The 23035-nt window shown below is 58.3% G+C and carries 19 protein-coding genes; all 19 read right to left on the bottom strand.

Annotated features, from left to right (window positions below):
- Positions 1 to 134 precede the first annotated feature (134 nt).
- On the bottom strand, positions 135 to 2165 hold the full coding sequence (locus tag KHU33_RS14985) for an acetyl/propionyl/methylcrotonyl-CoA carboxylase subunit alpha (protein WP_211464275.1): 2031 nt from the start codon (positions 2163 to 2165) through the stop codon (positions 135 to 137).
- Positions 2166 to 2185: 20 nt separating this feature from the next.
- Positions 2186 to 3232 (bottom strand): biotin synthase BioB, encoded by a 1047-nt coding sequence (gene bioB, locus KHU33_RS14980; protein WP_211464273.1) that lies wholly within the window; start codon positions 3230 to 3232, stop codon positions 2186 to 2188.
- A 39-nt stretch (positions 3233 to 3271) separates the two neighbouring features.
- Positions 3272 to 4027 (bottom strand): dethiobiotin synthase, encoded by a 756-nt coding sequence (bioD, locus tag KHU33_RS14975; RefSeq protein WP_211464271.1) that lies wholly within the window; start codon positions 4025 to 4027, stop codon positions 3272 to 3274.
- Positions 4020 to 5393, bottom strand: coding sequence for an adenosylmethionine--8-amino-7-oxononanoate transaminase (bioA, locus tag KHU33_RS14970; RefSeq protein WP_211464269.1), 1374 nt, complete (start codon positions 5391 to 5393; stop codon positions 4020 to 4022). Before bioA ends, bioD begins: the two co-directional genes overlap by 8 nt.
- Positions 5386 to 6594, bottom strand: a complete 1209-nt coding sequence (gene bioF / locus KHU33_RS14965) for an 8-amino-7-oxononanoate synthase (RefSeq protein ID WP_211464267.1) — start codon at positions 6592 to 6594, stop codon at positions 5386 to 5388. The genes bioA and bioF overlap by 8 nt, the downstream gene beginning before the upstream one ends.
- A complete protein-coding gene (locus KHU33_RS14960; protein WP_211464265.1) occupies positions 6587 to 7870 on the bottom strand; it encodes a cytochrome P450 in 1284 nt (427 codons plus the stop codon). Before KHU33_RS14960 ends, bioF begins: the two co-directional genes overlap by 8 nt.
- Positions 7871 to 7921: 51 nt before the next feature.
- Positions 7922 to 8707, bottom strand: a complete 786-nt coding sequence (locus KHU33_RS14955; protein WP_211464263.1) for an enoyl-CoA hydratase/isomerase family protein — start codon at positions 8705 to 8707, stop codon at positions 7922 to 7924.
- 73 nt (positions 8708 to 8780) lie between these two features.
- Positions 8781 to 9716, bottom strand: coding sequence for an alpha/beta hydrolase family protein (locus tag KHU33_RS14950; RefSeq protein ID WP_211464261.1), 936 nt, complete (start codon positions 9714 to 9716; stop codon positions 8781 to 8783).
- A 21-nt stretch (positions 9717 to 9737) separates the two neighbouring features.
- Positions 9738 to 11360 carry a carboxyl transferase domain-containing protein gene (locus tag KHU33_RS14945; protein WP_211464259.1) on the bottom strand — a complete coding sequence of 541 codons (1623 nt, stop codon included), beginning with the start codon at positions 11358 to 11360 and terminating at the stop codon, positions 9738 to 9740.
- Positions 11361 to 11396: 36 nt separating this feature from the next.
- Positions 11397 to 13091, bottom strand: a complete 1695-nt coding sequence (locus tag KHU33_RS14940; protein ID WP_211464257.1) for an AMP-binding protein — start codon at positions 13089 to 13091, stop codon at positions 11397 to 11399.
- Positions 13092 to 13136: 45 nt separating this feature from the next.
- Complete coding sequence (locus tag KHU33_RS14935; protein ID WP_211464255.1) at positions 13137 to 13544, bottom strand: YchJ family protein; 408 nt, start codon at positions 13542 to 13544, stop codon at positions 13137 to 13139.
- Entirely contained in the window at positions 13541 to 14146 is a 606-nt protein-coding gene (locus tag KHU33_RS14930) for a 2-hydroxychromene-2-carboxylate isomerase (protein WP_211464253.1), read from the bottom strand. Before KHU33_RS14930 ends, KHU33_RS14935 begins: the two co-directional genes overlap by 4 nt.
- A gap of 145 nt (positions 14147 to 14291) precedes the next feature.
- The gene (locus KHU33_RS14925; protein WP_211464251.1) at positions 14292 to 15488 is read right to left on the bottom strand and encodes an acetyl-CoA C-acetyltransferase; all 1197 of its coding nucleotides are present in this window, start codon (positions 15486 to 15488) and stop codon (positions 14292 to 14294) included.
- A gap of 138 nt (positions 15489 to 15626) precedes the next feature.
- Positions 15627 to 17402: a bifunctional isocitrate dehydrogenase kinase/phosphatase gene (gene aceK / locus KHU33_RS14920; protein ID WP_230414284.1), complete on the bottom strand. Its 1776-nt coding sequence runs from the start codon at positions 17400 to 17402 to the stop codon at positions 15627 to 15629.
- Complete coding sequence (locus KHU33_RS14915; protein WP_211464249.1) at positions 17399 to 18340, bottom strand: pyridoxal-phosphate dependent enzyme; 942 nt, start codon at positions 18338 to 18340, stop codon at positions 17399 to 17401. The genes aceK and KHU33_RS14915 overlap by 4 nt, the downstream gene beginning before the upstream one ends.
- A 63-nt stretch (positions 18341 to 18403) precedes the next feature.
- Positions 18404 to 19588, bottom strand: coding sequence for an isovaleryl-CoA dehydrogenase (locus KHU33_RS14910; RefSeq protein ID WP_211464247.1), 1185 nt, complete (start codon positions 19586 to 19588; stop codon positions 18404 to 18406).
- Between the two features lie 51 nt (positions 19589 to 19639).
- Positions 19640 to 20044 carry a MerR family transcriptional regulator gene (locus tag KHU33_RS14905; RefSeq protein WP_211464245.1) on the bottom strand — a complete coding sequence of 135 codons (405 nt, stop codon included), beginning with the start codon at positions 20042 to 20044 and terminating at the stop codon, positions 19640 to 19642.
- A 281-nt stretch (positions 20045 to 20325) separates the two neighbouring features.
- Positions 20326 to 20919: a hypothetical protein gene (locus KHU33_RS14900; protein ID WP_211464243.1), complete on the bottom strand. Its 594-nt coding sequence runs from the start codon at positions 20917 to 20919 to the stop codon at positions 20326 to 20328.
- Between the two features lie 11 nt (positions 20920 to 20930).
- A complete protein-coding gene (locus tag KHU33_RS14895; protein WP_211464241.1) occupies positions 20931 to 22991 on the bottom strand; it encodes a zinc metalloprotease in 2061 nt (686 codons plus the stop codon).
- Between the last annotated feature and the right edge of the window lie 44 nt (positions 22992 to 23035).

Below are 23035 nucleotides of genomic sequence, written 5' to 3'. Positions count from 1 at the left end.
TCAAACAATTTTTTGGTTTGCTTAGAGCGATTGCTGCGGTTTGTGCTTTGTGGGCCGTTAAGTGGGGTCAGAGTAATTTTCGCAAAAGCCGCGAAAAAAAACTCTGACCCCATTTAACTCCGTTTGCTATTTTTTTAAGCCGCTTTAAAGACCAGCAGCTGGGCGGATTCGCTTACCTGATCGCCTACCGCGTACAGCAGTTCTTCAACCAGGCCGTCGGCCGGGGCTGCAATCGTGTGCTCCATCTTCATTGCTTCCATGATCAGTAATGGTGCGCCTTTTTTTACCTGTTCGCCTTGGCTTACCAGCAGCGCGACGATCTTGCCTGGCATCGGCGCTGTCAGGCGGCCGCCTTCGGCTTCGACATCACCGGCGTGCAGCAACGGATCGACGTAACCTAGCGTGTGCTGGCTGCCGGCGTAAAACACGTGGAACTGCTCGCCTTCGCGCACCACGGTGCCGGCCGCGGTTCTGTCGCCGAGACTGATTTCGATGAAATCGCCGTCTTGCTCCAGCACGGTCATCTGCTTGAAAGTCTGCTGTAAAGTCTGCGTCTCAAGCTGCTCGTGGTGCAGCAGCCAGCGCGCCGCTTCATACGTGACATCGAGCGGACTGGCCTTGCCGTCGTCGACAAATGCCAAGCGACGTTGCAGGTTGCCGTTCAGGCGCCAGCCATCGGTATTGGTCCATGGATCGCTGCCTGCATTGTTGACGGCGTTGCGTTCCGACAGCAGCAGCGATGCCGCCGCCAAGGCCAGCACTTCAATCGCCACCGGAGTGGCGGTTGGAAACAGCGTGTCCTGATGACGTTCGATCAGGCCGGTATCCAGATCCGCTTCGGAGAACGCCTGACTTGCCACCAGACGCTGCAGGAACTTGACGTTGCTGGCCAGGCCGACAATCTGATATTCCGCCAGCGCCTTGGCCATCGCCGCCAGCGCTTGCTGCCGGTCCTGGCCCCAGACGATCAGCTTGGCGATCATCGGATCGTAGAACGGCGAAATGGCGTCGCCCTGACGCACGCCGGAATCGATCCGCACGATGCTGGCGCTGGACTGGCTGACCGCAAATTCACTGGCGGCTGGCGTGTGCAGATGACGCAAAGTACCTGTCGACGGCAGGAATCCCTTGTCCGGATTTTCGGCATAGATCCGCGCTTCCAGCGCGTGGCCGCTGAGTTGCAATTGCTCCTGCTTGAGCGGCAACGGTTCACCTGAAGCCACCCGCAATTGCCACTCGACCAGATCGAGGCCGGTAATCATTTCTGTCACCGGATGTTCTACCTGCAGGCGGGTGTTCATCTCCATGAAATAGAAAGAGCCGTCCTGGTTGGCGATGAATTCCACCGTACCCGCACCGACGTAGCCGACCGCCTTGGCCGCCGCCACCGCTGCTTCGCCCATGGCGCGCCGGCGTTCCGGCGTCATGCCCGGCGCCGGCGCTTCTTCCAGCACTTTCTGATGGCGGCGCTGTACCGAGCAATCGCGTTCGAACAGGTAAACGCATTCGCCCCGGGTATCGGCAAACACCTGGATCTCGATATGACGCGGGCGGGTCAGATAGCGTTCGACCAGCACCTTGTCGTCGCCGAAGCTGTTGATCGCCTCGCGTTTGCAAGACGCCAGCGCAGCCTTGAAATCGGCGCTTTGCTCAACGATGCGCATGCCCTTGCCGCCACCGCCGGCGCTGGCTTTGAGCAGCACCGGATAAGTAATCTTGTCGGCCTGCTGCTGCAAAAAATCGGCATCCTGGGTCTCGCCGTGATAACCGGGCACCAGCGGCACCTTGGCTGTTTCCATCAACTCCTTGGCAGCCGATTTCGAACCCATCGCCGAAATCGCACTGGCCGGCGGGCCGATGAATACCAGGCCGGCCTTGGCGCAGGCTGCGGCAAACTGGGCGTTTTCGGACAGGAAGCCGTAGCCGGGATGGATCGCCTGCGCGCCGGTGGCCAAGGCCACTTCGATGACCTTGTCGGCGCGCAGATAACTTTCCTTGGCCGTCGCGGGGCCGATCAGCACCGCCTCGTCGCACACCGCGACGTGCTTGGCGCCGGCGTCGGCTTCCGAATACACGGCCACGGTCTTGATACCCATGCGCCGTGCGGTGGCAGCCACGCGGCAGGCAATCTCGCCGCGGTTGGCACTCAGGATTTTGGTAAACATGCTGTCTCCCCCCATTGGAATTATTGTGGTTGGGCGTTGCTGTCAGCGGTTACTTCGCAACGCGCATCGAAGGTCGAGGAACGCGAATGCATGCCGAGCTTCTCCAGCAGAGCGCGGTCTTCTTCGACTTCCGGATTACCGGTGGTGAGCAGCTTGTCGCCGTAGAAAATCGAGTTGGCGCCGGCCAGGAAACACAGGGACTGGATCGCCTCGCCCATTTGCCGGCGGCCGGCGGACAAACGTACCCGCGCCTTCGGCATGGTGATGCGAGCCACGGCTACGGTGCGTACGAACTCGAACAGGTCGATCGGGTCGATGCCGTGCAGCGGCGTGCCTTCGACCTGCACCAGGTTATTCACCGGCACCGATTCCGGATACGGTTCCAGATTCGCCAGTTGCGCCACCAGGCCGGCCCGTTGCAAACGCGATTCACCCATGCCGACGATGCCGCCGCAGCAAACCTTGATGCCGGCGCCGCGCACGCTGTCCAGCGTATCCAGGCGGTTCTGGTAATCGCGGGTGGTGATGATGTCGCCGTAGATTTCCGGCGCGGTATCGAGGTTATGGTTGTAGTAATCCAGACCGGCGCCCTTCAGGCGTTCAGCCTGGCCTTCGCCCAGCATGCCCAGCGTGGCGCAGGTTTCCAGGCCCAGCGCCTTGACTTCACGCACCATCTCTTCGACTTTTTCCAGATCGCGGTCTTTCGGTTCGCGCCATGCCGCACCCATGCAGAAACGCGTTGCGCCATGCGCCTTGGCTTGCCGTGCGGCTTCCAGCACGGTGTCCAGCGGCAGCATTTTTTGCGCGGTGACGCCGGTGTCGTAACGCGCCGCTTGCGGGCAATAGCCGCAATCTTCCGGACAGCCGCCGGTCTTGATCGACAACAGCGTCGCCAGTTCGACTTCATTCGGGTCGAAATTTTCGCGATGCGCCTGCTGCGCCTTGAACAACAATTCGTTGAATGGCAGGTTAAAGAGATCCAGCACAGCTTGCACCGGCCACTTGGCGTCGGTCGGCAAAACCATTGGCTTAGCCGCTGGCTGGAATGTAATTGGTTGCGATGACATGATCTGACTTCCTTTGTGTTGAGGGAATACGGTTAAGAGTTATGTGTTGCCGGCGGGCTTGGCATCGAATGAGTCAGGCCAACCCGGCAAACAGGAAAAATTCAAATGACCGGCGGCGGCTTCGACCAGCGCTTTGGCGGGCAATACGCTCATGCGCGGCACGTGGCCTAGAAAGGGCGCATCGATGCGCTGCTTCAATGCGGCAATGTTGGCGTCGCCATTCAGCATGGCGGGGTCGACTGTGTTGGCCACCCAGCCGGCCAGCGGCAAACCGCGCGCCGCAATCGCCTCGACCGTCAGCAGCGCGTGGCTGATGCAACCCAGCCGCAAGCCCACCACCAGCACCACCGGCAAGCCGAGCTGCTGCGCCAGGTCGGCGGTATCGTGCGTATCGTTGAGCGGCACGCGGAAACCGCCAACGCCTTCAATTACCACTGCATCGGCCAACGCGGCGATCTGCCGATAACAGGACAGGATATCCGCCAGTTCGATCGTCCGCTCTTCTTGTGCTGCGGCGATATGCGGTGCAGTCGGCTGGCGCAACAAAAACGGTGTAGTGAGTTCCTGCGGCAGCGCCACGCTGCCCTCTGCCGCCAATATGTCTGCATCGTCGTTGTGCCAGACGCCGTCGCGCAATTCGGCGCCGGCGGCAACCGGCTTCATGCCGGCACTGCGAACGCCGGTTTTTCTCAGTCCATGCAGCAAGGCGCCGGTGATCAGCGTCTTGCCGATTTCGGTATCGGTGCCGGCGACGAACCACGCAGCCTTTGGCGGATGCACGGTCGCGTTAGTCATGGCCGATCACGCTTTCGAAAACTGCGGCTGTACGGCTTGCCAGCAACGCGATTTCTTCGTCGTCGAGGATATACGGCGGCATCAGGTAGACGGTTTTGCCAATCGGCCGCAGCAGCAGCTCATGCTCCACCGCGCTGCTGAAAAACCGGCGCGAGAATGTCGCTGCCTGCGCCTTGTTGTCGATGACAGCGTCGAAGGCCCAGATCATGCCGCGCTGACGGAAATGCTGCACTTTCGGATGTTGCGCCAATGGCGCCAGCGCTGCAGTAATACGTTGCGCCCGCTGGCGATTGGCGTTGAGTACGTCGTCTTCCTCGAAAATCGCCAGCGTCGCCAGCGCAGCGCGGCAAGCCAGCGGATTGCCGGTGTAGGAATGCGAGTGCAGGAAACCGCGCGCCAGGTCGTGATCGTAGAACGCCTGGTAGATTTCAGCGCGCGTCATCACCAGCGATAAAGGCAGATAACCGCCGCTGATGCCTTTCGACAGACAGAGGAAGTCAGGCCAGATTGGCGGTTCTCCCGGGGCTGCCGCCTGTTCGGAGGCAAAGAAAGTCCCGGTGCGTCCGCAGCCGACGGCAATCTCGTCAAAGATCAGATGGACTTTGTAGCGGTCGCACAAGGCACGCAATTCGCGCAGATAAACCGGATCGTGCATCGCCATGCCGGTGGCGCATTGCACCAGCGGTTCGACGATGATGGCGGCGATATGACTGGAGCGCTGCTGCAGTAATATTTCCAGCGTGGCGGCAGCGCGATGAGCGACGTCGGCGGCGCTCTCGCCGTCGCGGGCGGCGCGCGCATCGGGCGAGGCCACCACATGCGCCTGCCGCAGCATGGGGCCATAGGCGTCGCGGAACAAGGGCACATCGGTGACCGCCAGCGCGCCGATGGTTTCGCCGTGATAACTGCCCTTCAGGCAAACGAATTCCTGCTTGTCGCCGTAACCGGCGTTGCGCCAGGCGTGGAAACTCATCTTCAGAGCGATCTCGACCGCAGAGGCGCCATCCGAAGCATAAAAACAATGGCCCAGCACATTACCGGTACGCGCCGCCAGTTGCTCCGACAGCTGCACTACCGGTTCATGCGTGAAGCCGGCCAGCATCGCGTGTTCAAGCTGGTCGAGCTGATCCTTCAATGCAGCGTTGATGCGCGGATTGGCGTGGCCGAACAGGTTGACCCACCAGGAGCTGATCGCGTCCAGGTAACGTTTGCCGTCGCTGTCGTACAACCAGGCGCCACGGCCGCGGCTGACCGCGATCAGCGGCACCGATTCATGGTGTTGCATCTGGGTGCACGGATGCCAGACGCTGTTCAGGCTGCGCTGAACCAGATCTGACTGCGGTGCGGGTGTATTCTTTTTACTCAACTGCACTCCTCGCTATGCTGCGCGAATCCGCGCCCGCATAATTTTTGGCCAGCGCATGCAAAACGCCGACCAATTGATCTATTTGTTCGATGCTGTGCGCTGCCGACAGCGATATGCGCAGGCGCGCCGTGCCCTTTGGTACGGTTGGCGGCCGGATCGCCGGCACCCAGATGCCTTGCTCGCGCAAGCCAGCCATCAGGTCCAGCGCCAGCTGGTTGTCTTCGACGATCAATGCCTGCACCGGCGTCTCCGACGGCAGCAAGGGCCATGGCAGGCTGGCCAGCCCGTTGCGCAAGTGCGCAATCAATACGCGCAAATGCTGTTGCCGCCAGTCTTCGGTCTGCATCAACTCGACTGCCGCCAGCAAGGCGCTCGCCAACATGGGCGGGCTGGCGGTGGTAAACACGTAAGTGCGCGCGCGTTGCAGCAGCCACTCGATCAGCAATGCATCGCCGGCGACGAAAGCGCCGGCCACACCGGCTGCCTTGCCCAGGGTTCCCATATACAGGATGCGTTGCGACTGCAGGCCGAAATGCGCCAGGCTGCCGCGCCCTTGCGGACCCAGCACGCCGAAACCGTGGGCGTCGTCGACCAGCAGCCAGGCATCGTATTTCTCGCACAGGGCCAGCAACTCCGGCAACGGCGCGATATCGCCGTCCATGCTGAAGACCGCGTCGGTGACGATCAGCTTGCGCGGGTGGCTGCTCTTGGCCAGCAATTGTTCCAGCCGCGCCACATCGGCATGCGGGTAAATGCGGAACTGCGCGCCCGACAAGCGCGCACCGTCGATCAGGCAAGCATGATTCAGGCGGTCCGAAAAAACAATATCGCCGGGGCCGACCAGCGCCGGGATGGTTCCCATGTTGGCCATGTAGCCGGTCGAAAAATGCAAGGCGCGCGGCATGCCGACGAATGCCGCCAGCGCCAGTTCCAGCTCTTCGACCACGCTGGTGTGGCCGCTGATCAGCGCCGAAGCGCTGGCGCCGACGCCGTACCGATCCAGCCCGGCCTGCGCTGCGGCGTGCAGTGCCGGATGGTTCGCCAGGCCGAGATAATCGTTGCTGCAAAAGGCCAGGTATTGGCGGCCTTCGAGCTCCAGCAGCGGCCCTTGCGGGCCGTCGACGATGCGCCGCTTGCGCAATAGCTTCTGCTCTTGCAGCGCAGCCAGTTGCTCGCGGATCTGGGTCAGCAGTTCAGGCATATTGTGCTTCCACTGGTAGTGCGGACGTGGCCATGGACGCAGCTGCCGACGGCCGTGCAAATTGCAGCGGCAGCTGGTTCAGGCTGCGATATACCGCGTTGCCGCCCCATGATTGAGTGGCGCTAGCCAGCTGCAGCTGCGGCAAACGCCGCATCACGCTGCGCATGGCGATTTCCGCTTCCAGATAGGTCAGCGTCGCGCCGATGCAGACATGCGGGCCGTAACCGAAGGACAGATGCGCACCCTGGTTGCGCTCGATATCGAGCCGGTCCGGGTCGGTGAATTTGGCCGGGTCGCGATTGGCGGCGCCGATCAGCGGAATCACTAGATCGCCTTTTTTCATCAGCTGGCCATGCATCTCGACGTTGACCTTGAGGCGGCGTCCGGTGTATTGCACCGGGCTGTCGAAACGCAATAATTCCTTTAAGGCGGATGGCAGCAGCGACGGCGTGTCTTGCAGCGCTTGCCATTGCTGCGGATGTTGCAGCAGCGCCAGCATGCCGTTGCCTAGCAGATTGCGCGTGGTTTCATGGCCGGCGAACAACAGCGTGCAGCACTGCGCCAGCAATTCCTTGGTGGTGATGACGCCGCCGCTGGCTTCGGCGCGTATCAGCTGGCTCATCAGATCGTCGCCGAGGGCGGCGCGGCGCTGCGGCAGCAGCTGACGAAAATATTCGTTCATGGCGATCAGGCTGACCTGCGCCGCGCGGGCAATCTCCAGCGTCGGCGTCGGGCTGCCGATGAAGGCCGCGATATCGTCGGACCAGGCGACGAATTCGCTGCGGTCTTCGGCGGCGATGCCGAGCATGCTGGCGATCACCAGCGCCGGCAGGGGACGGGCGAAATCACGCATAAAGTCGAATTGAGCAAATTGCCCGGGCGCGCTGTCAGCGGCCTTGGCCAATACCTGATCCAGCAAACGGTCGACGATGGTCTGTATCTGCGGCCCCAGCTCCTGCAATGCGGCCGGTTTGAAACCCGCATTCATCACCTGGCGCAAACGGCTGTGCTGCGGCGCATCCACGAACAATAGCGAACGTGAAAAAATCCGTTTGAATTCACGCAATTCGGTCAATGCTTCCGGACCGCTGCTATTGGCCCAGCCGCCCGCGCGCCGCACCGAGAAGCGCGGATCGCGCAACACGCTGGCGACATCGGCATGGCCGGTCAACAGCCAGGCGCCGCCGCAAAACTCCGGGCTCCAGTGCAGCGCGCCTTCTGCACGCAGAGCGTGGTAGGCAGGGTAAGGGTCCTTCAAAAACGCTTCGTTAATCATTTAATATCTTTTCCGACATTTAAATCTCTGCAAGGACGAGATTGTATGTGATCACGCCAACCAAGACGGCTTGCGCTTCTCCAGGAAAGCGCGCACGCCCTCGCGTCCTTCAGCGGAAGCCCGGATTTTGGCGATCTCTTCGACCGTATCGGCAATCAGTATTTCCGTCAGCGGCTGCCCGGCAATCGCCCGCACCAGACGCTTGGCTTCGGTGACTGCGTTAGGACTGGCCGCCAATAATGCCTTGAGCAGCAAGCCCACGCTTTCATCCAGTTTTTCCGCCTCGACCACTTCATGCACCAGCCCGATCCGCTGCGCAGTCTCGGCGGAAAAGCGTTCGGCGGTAATAAAGTAGCGGCGTGCAGCCGACTCGCCGATGGCTTTGATGACGTAGGGCGAGATGGTCGCCGGGATCAAGCCTATCTTCACTTCCGACAGGCAGAACTGCGCCGTATCCACCGCCGCCACGATATCGCAGGCAGCCGCCAGGCCGAGTCCGCCGGCATAGCAATCGCCCTGTACTTTGGCGATCACCGGTTTCGGGCATTGGTAAATGGTGCGCAACATGGTCGCCAGCAGCGCGGCGTCGGCGCGGTTCTGTTCTGGCGTGTAGTCCGCCATCGCCTTCATCCAGTTAAGGTCGCCGCCGGCGCAGAACGCCGCGCCGTTGGCGGTCAGCACAATCGCCCTCACTTCCGCGGCGCTGCCCAGTGCGGCAAAAGCGTGGGTGATTTCGGCAATCATGGTCTCGTTGAAGGCGTTGCGTACTTCGGGCCGGTTGAGGACGATAGTGGCCACCTGAGGCGCATGCTGGACTGCTAACGTTTGATAAGTCACTTGTTCATCTCCACTTGCCGCATTGCTACGGCCCAGACATAGTAACGGGCCAGCGTTGCGAAATATTGTTGCATCATTTATTTACTGGCTCCGCATGAAATCCATTCCGTCCCAGAAATTCAGCCACCACTGGTTCCCAGATGCTGAGACCGGATGAAAATAGCAAATGTCCATTCTTGGCAAACGGCGGCAGCAATTTGAATTCAGCCTGGCCGCCGGCCTGGTTAAACGCGGCATGCCACGCCTGGCTGTATTGCGGACCGAAATACAAGTCGTTCTGGGTGTAGACCCAGAGCATCGGCACCTTGGCAGTCTTGCCGAATTGCGCGTACATGCTTTCCAGCTTGGCGCCCTGGCAAGGCACACCGGGATGCGTCTCCGGATCGCCGCCGGCGCCGCCGGCAAAATTGATTGCCGCCACCAACCCTTGCGGCATCCTGGCCGCAGTGGCGGTAGTGGTGTAACCGCCAACCGACTGGCCGACCAGCAGCACCCGCTCAGGATTGACGTAGGGCTGCTGCCTGGCGTAATCGAGCACCGCCAGCACTTCGCTGCTGGCAGCCTCGGCCATCGGTCCGTAATCTTTATCGCGGCAGCCGCCGCTATCTTCCGGGTCGGGCTCGACGCCGGTGTCGCCATAGCCTAGCCGGGTCGGCACAAACACGGCAAAACCGCGCTCGATGAAGAAGCGCACTTGCGGCGTGTAGCGGAAGCGCGCCGGTTTGGAACGATCGTTGCCATTGCGGCCGTGATTGATGACGACAATCGGAAACGGCCCGGCGCCGGCGGGCTTGAATTGCGTCACGATGACATTGCCGGAGACGGGACGGCCATACAAATTCTTGACCTTCACCGGCAAGCTGGTAACAGCCTCATTCAAATCCTGAGCCAGGGGCTGGTCTGCCGCATGCGCGGACCAGATGCTTAGGTAGGCACATGCGCACAGACATGAGCCAGCCAGGCCATGCCGTATTGCCCGTGTCACCGATACCCCTGTTATTTTTGCCATGATTTTTTTCACTGTTTGGGCTTACATCCGGAACACACCGAACCTGGTTTCCGCAATCGGCGCATTCAAAGCAGCGCTCAAACCCAGCCCCAGCACCCGGCGCGTATCGGCCGGATCGATCACGCCGTCGTCCCACAAGCGAGCGGAGGCGTAATACGGATGGCCCTGATGTTCATACTGATCGCGAATCGGCTTTTTGAAAGCTTCTTCCTCGCCGGCGCTCCAGTTGCCGCCCCTGGCTTCGATGCCATCGCGCTTGACGGTCGCCAGCACGCCGGCGGCTTGTTCGCCGCCCATCACCGAGATCCGCGCATTCGGCCACATCCACAGGAAACGCGGCGAGTAGGCGCGGCCGCACATGCCGTAGTTGCCGGCGCCGAAACTGCCGCCGATGATCACCGTCAGCTTGGGCACAGCAGTAGTCGCCACCGCAGTCACCATCTTGGCGCCGTTGCGGGCGATGCCTTCGTTTTCGTAGCGGCGGCCGACCATGAAGCCGGTGATGTTTTGCAGGAACACCAGCGGGATCTTGCGTTGCGAGCAAAGCTCGATGAAGTGCGTGCCTTTCAGGGCCGCTTCGGAAAACAGGATGCCGTTGTTAGCGACGATGCCGACCGGCATGCCGTAGATATGGGCAAAGCCGCAAATCAGCGTGCTGCCGTAGCGCGCCTTGAATTCATCGAATTCGCTGCCGTCGACGATGCGTGCGATTACTTCGCGCACATCGAAGGGCTTGCGGGTATCGAGCGGAATCACGCCATACAGTTCCTGCGCCGGGTACTTCGGTTCGACTACCGGGCGCAGCAATGGGCCTGGCGGTTTTTGCCGGTTCAGGTTGGAGACGATGGTGCGCGCCAGCGACAACGCGTGCATATCGTTTTGCGCCAGATGATCGGCCACGCCTGACAAGCGGGTGTGAACATCGCCGCCGCCCAGATCCTCGGCGCTGACCACTTCGCCAGTCGCCGCTTTCACCAGCGGCGGGCCGGCCAGGAAAATCGTGCCCTGGTTCTTGACGATGATCGATTCGTCGCTCATCGCCGGCACATAGGCGCCGCCGGCGGTGCACGATCCCATCACCACCGCGATTTGCGGAATGCCTTTGGCCGACAGGTTGGCCTGGTTGTAGAAGATGCGGCCGAAATGGTCGCGGTCAGGAAACACCTCGTCTTGATTCGGCAAATTGGCGCCGCCGCTATCGACCAGGTAGATGCAAGGCAAGTTGTTTTGCTCGGCGATTTCCTGCGCCCGCAAATGTTTTTTGACGCTGAGCGGATAGTAGGTGCCGCCCTTGACGGTGGCGTCATTGCAGACCACCACGCATTCCTGGCCGGCGATGCGGCCGATGCCGGTAATCACGCCGGCGGCGGGCGCTGCATCGCTGCCATCCTTGTCTTTGTAGACGTGATAGGCGGCCAGTTGGGAAAACTCCATGAACGGCGTGCCGGGATCGAGCAGCATCTGCACGCGGTCGCGCGGCAGCAGCTTGCCACGCGCCACATGCTTGTTGCGCGCGGCCTCGCCGCCGCCCTCGGCGATCTGTGCGACTTTCTGGCGCAGATCGTTTACCAGCAGGTTGAGTGCGTTGGCGTTTTGCTGGAATTCTTCGCTGCGTGGGTTCAGCTTGCTTTCTATTTGGGGCATTGCGATGTCCTTTGTGTCTTTTATTTTGAGCGGCTTTTATGCAGTGGGGATGTCGTTGATCTTCAACTCATCCTTCATCGCTTCACGGATCTTGAATTTCTGGATCTTGCCGGTTACCGTCATCGGGAAAGCGTCGACAAAACGGATGTAGCGCGGCACCTTGTAGTGGGCGATCTGGCCTTGGCAAAAATCGCGTATGGCTTGTTCATCTGCGGCGTGACCGGGCCGCAGGATAATCCATGCACATAATTCTTCGCCGTATTTCTGATCCGGCACGCCGACCACTTGCACATCCTGGATCGCTGGATGCCGGTATAGAAATTCTTCGATCTCGCGCGGATAGATATTCTCGCCGCCGCGAATCACCATGTCCTTCATGCGGCCGACGATATTGACGTAGCCTTCGCCATCCATGATGGCCAGGTCGCCGGTATGCATCCAGCCTTCGCTGTCGATCGCTTCGCGGGTTTTTTCTTCATCGCCCCAATAACCGTGCATCACCGAATAACCGTGGGTGCACAATTCGCCGGAACTGCCGATCGGCATGATCGCGCCCGAATCCGGGTCGATGATTTTGACCTGCAAATGCGGCTGCACCTTGCCGACCGTGGAAACGCGTTTTTCCAGCGGCGTGTCGGTCATGCTTTGACAGCTGACCGGACTGGTTTCGGTCATGCCGTAGGCGATCGTGATCTGTGCCAGATGCATATCGCGCACTACGCGTTTCATCACTTCGATCGGACACGGCGAGCCGGCCATGATGCCGGTGCGCAGGGTCGACAAATCGAATTCGGCAAAGCGCGGGTGGTCCAGTTCGGAAATGAACATGGTGGGCACGCCGTGCAAGCCGGTGCAGCGTTCTTCTTGCACCGCCTGCAATACCGAGAACGCATCGAAAGCGTCGTTCGGATAGACAATCGTGGCGCCATGCGTCAGGCAAGCCAGATTGCCAAGCACCATGCCGAAGCAGTGATACAGGGGTACCGGGATGCAGAGCCGGTCCTGCGCGCTCAGCTTCATCGCTTCGCCGATGAAAAAGCCGTTGTTCAGGATATTGCGATGGGTCAGCGTGGCGCCTTTCGGAAAGCCGGTGGTGCCGCTGGTGAACTGGATATTGATCGGATCGCTGGCTCGCAATGTCGCGCCGATGACAGCCAGTTGCGGATCGGCCGCATCGCCGCCGGCCATCAGATCGGCGAAACGCAACATGCCCGGCACTTCATCGCCGCCGAGCTGGATCACGGTTTTCAGGGTCGGCAGGCGCGCTGCCTGCAAGCTGCCTGGAGCGGCATGTTGCAGCTCGGGAGCCAGCGTGCAGATCATTTCCAGATAGTCGCTGCTCTTGAAACTGGTCATCGAAATCAGCGCCTTGCAACCGACATTGTTGAGCGCGTACTCCAGTTCGCTGACCCGATAGGCCGGATTGATATTCACCAGCACGATGCCGGCGTAGGCCGTGGCCAATTGCGTCAGCAGCCACTCGGCATTGTTGTGCGACCAGATGCCGATGCGGTCGCCCGGCTGCAGCCCGAGCTTGAGCATGGCGCTGGCCAGTTGCCTGGCCTGGCTTTGCAGTTGCCGATAGCTGAGGCGGATCTGCTGATGGCGCGATACCAGTGCGTCATTCTCGGCAACCCGTTCCACCATGCCGTCGAAAAAACGGCCGATAGTTTGTTCGATCAGCGGTATGTCCTGGCTGCCGCGATCGATGCTGGAATTCAGTTGCGTCATGGTTTTGTCTCCTGTTTAGCCTGCTGATGCTTCCCGCAATGTTTTTTATTTTTCAGGGAAACTGCCATCGACATAGAACCAGCGTGGCTGGCCTTCTGTCCCGGGTTCACACTCGCGCACAAAGCGGCTTACCTCGTGCAAGCGCTCTGCGCGGCCGCCGATCTTGTAACGCGCCACGAATTCCACCGTGGCGCTATCGCCCTCGGCCTGATGCTTGCGCACCTCCAGGCCCAGCCATTTCAGCCCGGCCTCGGCGACGATAGGCTCGGCCGGCCGGCTGCTGCGATGCCAGGTCGCCCGCAGATACGCGCCCAGGCCCATGACGTAGGCGCTGTAGCGCGAGCGCATCAGCGCCAGTGCGGTCGGCGCCGTTTCTGCGCCGCTATGAAAGCGGCCGCAACACTGTGCATACTTGCCGCCGCCGCAGGGGCAATCATTTGCCTTGTCCTTCAAATCTTGCCATCTCTCAGGAATGCTTCGAGCTGATCGAAGCGGTCGAAACCCCAGAACGATTCGCCATCGACCATCACGAACGGCGAACCGAATACGCCGCGTGCCATCGCCAGATCGACTTCCGCTTTCAACTGATTCTTGATCGGCAAGCTGTTGATGCCGTCGGTCAGGCCGTTGGTATCGATGCCGCTGTGATGGCCGATTTCGAGCAAATGCATAGGTTCGCCGATGTTGATGCCGTCGACAAAATAGGCTTTGTAAATCTGCTTGGCGTATTTGATGGCCTTGTCTTCGCCTTGTTTGCCGCGCACCCACAGCACCGCACGCGCCGCCGCCTGGGTGGAAATCGGGAAGGCACCGGGACGCTTGTAGGGGATGCCGTGAAAACGCGCGCTGCGTTCGAAATCGTGGAACGAGTAATCGCCCTTGATCGGCACCTGCGGCAAGGGCATCGAACCGGTGGTCTTGAATACCGGCCCCAACAGGATCGGATGCCATTCGACGTCGCGCTGGTACTTTGCCGCCAGCTCATCGATGCGGGTGGCGGCAAAATAGCCATATGGCGAGGAAAAATCAAAGTAGAAATCAATTGCGGCAGCCATCTTTTTTTTACCCTAATTGTTTAAATCGCAATTCACGAAGATCAATAACAAAGATCAGCGTGAATCCGCGGGAATTCCACGGAAAAACGCTGATCCATTTACTGCTGACTACTGTGTTGCGCTAACTAAGACTTGCTGTCTTCGATCAAACCAGTTCGACAGCAATCGCCGTGCCTTCACCGCCGCCGATGCACAGCGAGGCCACGCCGCGCTTGCCGCCCTTGGCCTTCAAGGCGCCCAGCAAAGTGACGATGATGCGTGCGCCGGAAGCGCCGATAGGATGGCCGAGAGCACAAGCGCCGCCATGGACATTGATTTTGTCGTGCGGGATATTGTGTTCTTTCATGGCGGCCATCGGCACCACTGCGAACGCTTCATTGACTTCATACAGATCGACATCGGCGCCGCTCCAGCCGACTTTCTTGTACAGTTTTTCAATCGCGCCTACCGGTGCGGTGGTGAACCATTCCGGTTCTTGCGAATGGCTGGCATGGCCGAGAATGCGGGCAATCGGCGTGCAGCCGAGTTTCTTGGCGGTCGATTCGCGCATCAGCACCAGTGCGGCAGCGCCGTCGTTGATGGATGACGACGAAGCGGCGGTGATGGTGCCGTCTTTCTTGAACGCGGCGCGCAGCGACGGGATCTTGTCGAGCTTGGCTTTTTGCGGACCTTCGTCCTTGTCGATCACGACTTCGCCGGCACGGCTGGTGACCGTCACCGGTGCGATTTCCCATTTGAAGGAACCGTCGGCGGTCGCAGCTTGCGCGCGCTGCACCGAAGCGATCGCAAACGCGTCTTGATCGGCACGGCTGAAATGGTATTTGGCAGCACACTCTTCGCCGAAAGTACCCATCGAACGACCGCCGCCGTTGTCGCCCTTGGAGTAAGCATCTTCCAGGCCGTCCAGCATCATGTGGTCGAAAATCGTGGCGTGGCCGATGCGATAGCCGCTGCGTCCTTTCGGGATCAGGTAAGGCGCATTGGTCATCGATTCCATGCCGCCGGCGACCACTACTTCATTGGTCCCTGCCAGCAAGGAGTCGAAGGCGAACATGGTGGCTTGCATCGCCGATCCGCATACCTTGGAGATGGTTGCGGCATTGGTGCCAACCGGCAAACCGGCTTTGATGGTTGCCTGCCGCGCCGGCGCCTGGCCTTGGCCGGCTTGCAATACATTGCCGAACAACACAGCGTCGACCTGCTCCGGCTTCAGACCGGCGCGCTCAACGGCGGCCTTGATCGCCACAGCGCCCAGGTCGCTGGCGGTCAACGCCGAAAAATCACCCTGAAACGCACCCATTGGAGTACGTGCTGCACCGACGATAACGATTGGGTCATTCATGTTGCTTCTCCAGATTACGACAACTTGTAAGCAGCCCCGGGAATCGCTTGGCACTCATCTGCGGTGCCCGGAAGCGGCTCTGCTGCCTGGTTGGTTAAAAATAAAAGCTTCCGATTTGCTGCGTCTGCTGCCGATCAATCAACTTTGTGTGTAAGTAAAACGACATTCCTGCGGATAGGGAAAAACATCGTCGAAATGCCCTTCAAGAATGTGCTGCTTGCGTTGCTGCCAATATTGCTGGGTTAATAAATCTGCATGATGTTTGATAAAGTATTTCTTCACGTTTTGATTCCCGAGAAGAAATACACCAAATTGTTCTGGGAAGACATCGTTCTTGGCGATGGAATACCAGGGCTCGGCGGACATTTCGTCTTCCTCGTTACGCGGCTGCGGGATAGTCCTGAAATTGCAGTCGGTAATGTATTCGATCTCATCATAGTCGTAAAACACGACACGGTTGTGACGCGTCACGCCAAAATTTTTATACAGCATGTCGCCTGGAAAAATATTCGCCGCCACCAGCTCCTTGATAGCGTTGCCGTACTCGGTGACGCCATGCTCAAGCGAGGCCAGGTCGTTATTTTTCTCGGCATTGTTCAGATAAATATTCAGCGGCACCATGCGCCGTTCGATATACAAATGCTTGATGATGATTTCGTCGCCGTCTTCTTCGACTACCGACGGCGCGACTTGTTTCAGTTCGGCCAGCAGCTCCTCAGAGAAACGCGCGCGCGGAAAGGCCACGCTGGAATACTCCAAGGTATCGGCCATGCGGCCGACGCGGTCGTGATGCTTGACCAGCAGGTATTTTTCCTTGACCAGCGCATTGGTGGTTTCCTTGGGCGCCGGGAAGTAATCCTTGATGACCTTGAACACATACGGAAACGACGGCAAGGCAAATACCACCATCACCAGCCCGCGAATCCCGGGGGCGATTTCAAAATGATCCGACGAATGCCGCAGATGGCGCAGGAAATCGCGATAAAACAGCGCTTTGCCCAGCTTTTGCAAACCCAGGATGGTATAGATTTCGCTGCGCGGCTTGTTCGGCAACAGGCTGCGCAAGAACTGCACGTAGGCTGAAGGCACTTCCATGTCGACCATGAAGTAGGCGCGAGTGAAAGAGAACAGGACGGTCAGTATCTTGTTATCGAACAGCACCGCATCCAGTATCAGCTTGCCGTCGCGGTCATGCAGGATGGGCACCACGAACGGATACTCGCGCGAGCCGTTGATCATCTTGCCGACCACATAAGCGCCTTTGTTGCGAAAGAACAGATTCGACAGCACCTGGATCTGGTGATTCGGCTCTAGCGGCGCGGCGTCGAAAGCTTGTGCAATGCGTTGTTCCGCCAGCGCGATATCGCGATCGAGATCGGCGAACGGGCGCTGCAGCTGGAAGTTGGTGATCAAGCGCTTGAGCGTGTAATGCAAGCCGTCTTTGACCGGGTAATAGACGCGGTAGGTGGGCAGGGCTTCATCGGTGTCGATGTAGTCGGTCGACACCGCGGGCCGCACGAAAATGAAATCGTTGTGGAAATAGGTGCGATGCAGGATGTTGCAGCAGACCGAGTTGAAGAAGGTCTCGGCCAGTTCCGGCTGCTTGTGGTCGGTCAGCATGCCGATGTAGTGCAGCTTCACTTCGCGCCAGACTTCATCGGTCAGATCGCTTTGTTCGTACTCGTCTTCCAGCGCCTGCACGCATTCATGCACGCGGGCGTCGTAGAAACCGATCCGTTCGCGCGCGGCAAGTTGCGCGGTTTTCCAGTCGGCATTTTCGAAATGCTGCTTGGCCAGCACGCTGGCCGCACGAAACAGGCGGTAATGCTTGTCGAAACCGTCCAAGATCATGCGCGCAGTATCGAAAGCGATCTGCGACGACAATAATTTTGGAAAGTTGGCCGACGTGATCATAGCGAGAATTGCGCCTTCCAGTTAGCTAAGGTTGCCAAGCTGACGCCGATGCCGCCGCACACCACGATCAGCGGCCGTTCATATGGCGCCAGCACCGGTAATTTTTCGTAGGCCACGGCCAGCGCCGCGCCGCATGCCGGTTCGACCAGCGTGCGCATCTGGTCGGCAAAGGCCAGGGTGGCCGCCACTGCCTGGGCGTCGCTGACCACCACGCTATGCACTTCATGGCGCTGAGTCCAGGCAAAACACTCTGCGGCCACGCGCTTGGCGCCGAGGGTGCTGGCAATCGAGGTAATCGCCGGCAGCGTCACCCGCTCGCCGGCCTGCACTGCGGCGTGCAAAGACGCGGCGCCTTCGGTTTCTACCGCGATCAGTGGGATATGCGGCAAGCCGTTGCGATGCAAACCGCTCAGCACGCCGCTCATCAAACCGCCGCCGCCGACCGAGCAGATGACAACGTCGAAATCGACGCCCAGCTCACGCGCCTGCAGCACCGCTTCGTCGATCATGGTGGCGTTGCCGTCCCAGATGTCAGGGTGATCGAACGGCGGGATGTAGACGCTGCCGGGCTGCTCGCAGAGTTGCAGCGCGCGTTGATTGGTTTCATCCCAGACGCTGCCGTGGACGATTACCTCGGCGCCGATTTCACGGATGCGCCGGCCGACCTCTGCGCTGGTAGTCTCCGGCACCAGGATCGTGGTTTTGATGCCCAGCGCGGCGCCGGCAAACGCCGCCGCAAAACCGGCATTGCCGCCAGACGGGCAGATCAGGTGGCTGGCGCCGGCGGCAACTGCGCGCTGGCATAACAAACCTATCCCGCGCAGCTTGAAGGAGCCGGCCGGCTGGGTGTTTTCCATCTTCAGCAAAACTTGCTTGTCGAGTGCGACGGAAAGTTGCGGGTGTCGCAGTAATGCCGTGTGAATATGCAGTGAAGTCATGTTCTTGACGCTGTTGCCCTTATATCAATTGTGCCATTAATTAAGCAATTACAGCGCATTTCATCAGCAAGTTTCGGCAAACAATTCACGGCCGATCAGCATCCGGCGGATTTCGCTGGTGCCGGCGCCGATTTCGTACAATTTGGCGTCGCGCCACAGGCGTCCCACCGGATATTCATTGATGTAGCCGTTGCCGCCCAGCGCCTGGATCGCTTCGCCTGCCATCCAGGTCGCCTTTTCCGCCGAATACAAGATCGCCCCGGCAGCATCCTTGCGCAAGGCTCTGGCGGCGGCCGGCGTCCTGGCGCGGTCGCATGCCTGGCCAACGGCGTATACATAGGCCTTGCAAGCCATCATGGTCGAATACATATCGGCCAGTTTGCCCTGCATCAGCTGGAATTCGCCGATGGACTGGCCAAACTGCTTGCGGTCATGCACGTAAGGGACAACGACATCCATACACGCTTGCATGATACCAAGCGGGCCGCCGGAAAGAACAGTGCGTTCGTAATCCAGGCCGGACATCAGCACATTGACGCCTTGGCCGATGCCGCCCAGCACGTTTTCCACCGGCACTTCGCAATCCTGGAACACCAGCTCGCCGGTGTGCGAGCCGCGCATGCCGAGCTTGTCGAGCTTTTGCGCCACGCTGAAGCCCTTGAAACTCTTTTCGATCAGGAACGCGGTCATGCCGCGCGCGCCGGCTTCCAGATCGGTCTTGGCGTACACCACCAGCACGTCGGCATCGGGGCCGTTGGTGATCCACATCTTGGTGCCGTTGAGCAGCCAGCGGTCGCCCTTCAATTCAGCCCGCAGTTTCATGCTGACGACGTCGGAACCGGCGTTCGGCTCGGACATCGCCAAAGCGCCGACATGGTCGCCGGAAATCAGCTTCGGCAGGTATTTGGCTTTTTGCTCGGCGCTGCCGTTGCGCTTGATCTGGTTGACGCACAGGTTCGAGTGGGCGCCGTAAGACAGGCCGACCGATGCCGAGGCACGCGAGATTTCTTCCATGGCGATGATGTGCGCCAGGTAACCCATGCCGCTGCCGCCGTATTCTTCTTCAGCGGTGATGCCGAGCAAGCCCAGATCGCCCATTTTTTTCCATAAATCCATGGGAAACTGATCGTTGCGATCGAGTTCCGCAGCGCGCGGGGCGATTTCCGCTGCTGCAAATTCCTGGATGGCGCTGCGTAATGCGTCGATGTCTTCGCCGTGATCGAATGTCAAACCGGGTAAATGGATCATGTTGTCTCCTTCGTTATTTTTGCCAATTGTTTAATTATTCATAGGTAAAAATCACGGCGCAACGTGATCGCTCAGTTCGCCGCTGCTCAGCAAGCGCCGGCATTCATCCTCGTGTGCCGTAATTTCCGCCAGGGTTACTTCGATATCTTCGCGTTGCTGCTCCAGATGTTCACGATGCCGCGCCAGCACCTGCAGGAAAAGTTCCAGCTGAGGCGCGGAATCCTTGGGGGTATCGTACATATCGACCAGGCTCTTGATTTCCGACAGCGTCAACCCCAGCCGCTTGCCGCGCAGGGTTAGCTTCAGGCGAGTGCGCTCGCGGGCGGCGTAGACCCGGTTGCGGCCACCGGCGCCATCCCGCTTCGGACTCAGCAAACCCTGATCCTCGTAGAAACGGATCGCCCTGGGGGTAATGTCAAATTCACGGGAAAGTTCAGTGATGGTGTAAGTCGGCATGATCAAATTGGCATCAAGGAACAGAAGATTACGGTTTAGGTGCAATGGCAGTTAACGTTAACGTAAAGCACATTGTAGGCGCGCTGGCGGAAAATGAAAACACCGAAAAACTACTAGGCGCTTAAAGTGAGGAGGAAGATGGGATTATTGCAACGAAAGGTAGTATTTTTTGGCAGTAAATGAGACTGCATCGGCTTGCGAATGCACGTATATCTTCCTATGGCTACAGGTACTAAGTTGATCCATGTATAGAACATGTAACAAGGATAACCAAGGCCAAGTCAGCAGCTTATATCTCGGCGTAAATACCAATCAACACGAGGTTCCTTCTCTTGGGCGATTCCAAGGGTCTCTTCTGGAACTCTGCTATCTAGCAAGACAAACTGCCAGCAATGCATAGCTTGATCGTGGAACGTCATTGTCTGCTTAAGCCGTACCGGAAAATCCCTTGCCAAACCACGGATGTCGATCCCGCCGTCTTCATTCTGCATCAGGCGAACACCGGGTAGCAACTGCCAACGCAAATTGCCATTGGACATTAGCGTTAGCCAAGGCAATTTGCTTTCTGCTGTACGCAAAACCAAAGACTGCATTGCTCCCGCTGGGTGCATGGTCTGGCGGACCGTAACGTATTGCGCTTGAAGATGCCTTGGTAAAGTGCTCGGCCAGGGAAATATTTTCACTGAATGCTGGGGGGACAGTTCAAATTTCATTACGCCGTCCGTGCCGGCGTTCAAGTCTTGGACCAGCGTTTCAGTAGGCTGCCAAGGTATTCCGTCAAATTGCAACCGTTCCGTCGCTACGCTCTGGCAGGCGCAACCTGCCAGAGTTGCACTCGATAGCAACCGAAGGAAGAAGCGTATCGAGATAGTCATGTGCTCACCAATTATTTCAAGTTGCCGATTTCTCTTATGAGATGAGCCGACGGCAATTCTTCCGCCGCGATCTCCCCGGGCTTCCTACCGACATGCAACTGTTTCCTTGCTTCGAACTGCACGCCTGCTGTGGCTGCCAGGATTTGTGCTGTGACGTCGTGAGGATTTGGGGCTAATGTCAGTTTGCTCCAATCATCATGGTCTTTCATCACAGTATGTGCATTAATCCAGTCAAATGGGTAGCTCTGAGGATCGAATTTCCCATTCAGGTTCCAGTCAAAATATGCGCCATCCTCACTCCCTCGGCCGATATTATCAATCTCGAATAAATTCGCCTCATCCAGATCTTTCCCCGATCCATTTGAATAATCTATCTTCATGGCGGTGTTGCAGGGACCGTCCGGCATGGCGCACAAGGGGTAAGTGCCTGCTGCATATCCTGGAACGTCGAAGTTGAAAATTTGATTCAACGTGTGATAGTAACGCTGCGTCGGCCCTTTGCCGCTTGCGCTAAAAGGAAGCCCGTTGAGCTGATACATATAATTCATGGTGCTGAAATAATTGGGTTTATAGTTTTGATTTTCAAAACCGCCATGACGCAATCCCAGGGTATGCCCGAATTCATGCATGATCGTTCCCGCCTGATAATTGACAAGAATAGTTTGGGACAAGGGATTCGACGCAAATCCCCATGAACCAAGCGTCATAAGAAATTTATTGCCGGGAAGTTCTGCAATCCCTGAGCTGCCGCCTCGCCCGTTAACAAGTTGTGAGTTAGCCAGCTGCATAAACCGATAAATCGGCTTGCGACGTACATCGACGGAGCCGCTCGAATATTGATAAATACTGGTGCAGCCTACATCGGGGACAAAGCCGTAATCGTTGCCTTTCCTGAGTGCTGCCTCATTTAATAGTTGAGTACATTGCGCATAAGGAACTTCATGGCTGACGTTGCCCGATAAATTAAAACTGGCCGGATCCACCGAAGCATTAAATAAATTACCCGCATCGAAATGAATATGAATATTGCGTTCTCTGAATGCATTGGCGACCTTTTCCAATGCCTCTATCTTCGGAACAGTGGCCGGATCTCTAGCCTTTGTCATATAGCTGACATGCATAAATACGTCTTGCTGACCTTTACGGGCGCCCAGGCTATACAAATCCATTCCGCCATATGTCCCTCCCGGCATTTTGGCCGAATCGGGAATGCCGTCATGGTCGCTGTCCACTGCGTTGGTCAATATGTCATTAGGTCCGCCGGGCGTCGAAAATGCTACACGGCTCCAATCATTTTTTGTCCCGCTTGCTTGAAAATTGCTGCTCAGCCGCACTATGGATCCATCGTGACTATCTAAGGGATCAGGTGTAACGACTGTCACATAATTAGGCTTCGCAGGGAACGCGGCAACATTGTCCCCGTTCCACGCTGAGGCGGTAAGCGGTGCGGTTGTCGAGGTTCCGAAGCGAACGAAATCTGCTGTTGCATTATCGCTAGCTCTCAATAACTCGACAAAACCGTCTGTGTCGGTCCAGTAAGGTGCATATGTTTTGTTCATCCCGTTGTCCGAAGTCGATGAGGTGGCCGAGATGTAAACGGAGCTAGGCGTATCCGTGAGAAACGACACCGTTTTCCCCGCTATGGCAATATATCCGCCTGCCGGGACGCTCACTTCGGGAAGGTCAAAAATCATTGGAACGCTACTAATATCCTGCGTCGCGACGTTCCACCCCTTTGCTCGCAGGCGATAGTGGCTTAAGTCAATCGCTTCCGTTGAATTATTGAAAACTTCAACCCAACTGACTCCGTCTGTCCGGCGATAGTTTGCGGCTAGCTCGCTGATATACAAGCCTGGTTTGACGACTGCTGGCGGAATAGTCTGCTCCTTATCCTTATCCGCGACTAAAGATGAGTCCTTACCACCATCAATAGTCTGCTCTTTATCTGCGGCAAAAAATGAGTCCTCACCGCCACCGCCGCAAGCACTTAAAAGAGAGACGGCAGCAACTACTGTAAAGCTCGATATTAAATTTCTTAGCCGAAGTTCTTTTGTGAAGTTTTCGTTTGACACAATTGCCTTTCATCCCACGTTGATAGACGCCATAAAGATCGTGT

It is taken from the genome of Collimonas silvisoli (genome assembly GCF_018305005.1).
Lineage (GTDB): Bacteria > Pseudomonadota > Gammaproteobacteria > Burkholderiales > Burkholderiaceae_D > Collimonas > Collimonas silvisoli.
The sequence above is the reverse complement of the archived record's forward strand: the minus strand, read 5'-3'. Positions and strand labels throughout refer to the sequence as shown.

Excerpts from the sequence above, each read along its gene's own strand:
- KHU33_RS14900 (WP_211464243.1), bottom strand. The coding sequence starts at position 20,919 with ATGACTATCTCGATACGCTTCTTCCTTCGGTTGCTATCGAGTGCAACT.
- KHU33_RS14925 (WP_211464251.1), bottom strand. The coding sequence starts at position 15,488 with ATGAATGACCCAATCGTTATCGTCGGTGCAGCACGTACTCCAATGGGT.
- bioF (WP_211464267.1), bottom strand. The coding sequence starts at position 6,594 with ATGCCTGAACTGCTGACCCAGATCCGCGAGCAACTGGCTGCGCTGCAA.
- KHU33_RS14930 (WP_211464253.1), bottom strand. The coding sequence starts at position 14,146 with ATGGCTGCCGCAATTGATTTCTACTTTGATTTTTCCTCGCCATATGGC.
- KHU33_RS14910 (WP_211464247.1), bottom strand. The coding sequence starts at position 19,588 with ATGATCCATTTACCCGGTTTGACATTCGATCACGGCGAAGACATCGAC.
- KHU33_RS14905 (WP_211464245.1), bottom strand. The coding sequence starts at position 20,044 with ATGCCGACTTACACCATCACTGAACTTTCCCGTGAATTTGACATTACC.
- KHU33_RS14945 (WP_211464259.1), bottom strand. The coding sequence starts at position 11,360 with ATGCCCCAAATAGAAAGCAAGCTGAACCCACGCAGCGAAGAATTCCAG.
- KHU33_RS14960 (WP_211464265.1), bottom strand. The coding sequence starts at position 7,870 with ATGATTAACGAAGCGTTTTTGAAGGACCCTTACCCTGCCTACCACGCT.
- bioB (WP_211464273.1), bottom strand. The coding sequence starts at position 3,232 with ATGTCATCGCAACCAATTACATTCCAGCCAGCGGCTAAGCCAATGGTT.
- bioD (WP_211464271.1), bottom strand. The coding sequence starts at position 4,027 with ATGACTAACGCGACCGTGCATCCGCCAAAGGCTGCGTGGTTCGTCGCC.
- KHU33_RS14915 (WP_211464249.1), bottom strand. The coding sequence starts at position 18,340 with ATGACTTCACTGCATATTCACACGGCATTACTGCGACACCCGCAACTT.
- aceK (WP_230414284.1), bottom strand. The coding sequence starts at position 17,402 with ATGATCACGTCGGCCAACTTTCCAAAATTATTGTCGTCGCAGATCGCT.
- KHU33_RS14985 (WP_211464275.1), bottom strand. The coding sequence starts at position 2,165 with ATGTTTACCAAAATCCTGAGTGCCAACCGCGGCGAGATTGCCTGCCGC.
- KHU33_RS14950 (WP_211464261.1), bottom strand. The coding sequence starts at position 9,716 with ATGGCAAAAATAACAGGGGTATCGGTGACACGGGCAATACGGCATGGC.
- KHU33_RS14940 (WP_211464257.1), bottom strand. The coding sequence starts at position 13,091 with ATGACGCAACTGAATTCCAGCATCGATCGCGGCAGCCAGGACATACCG.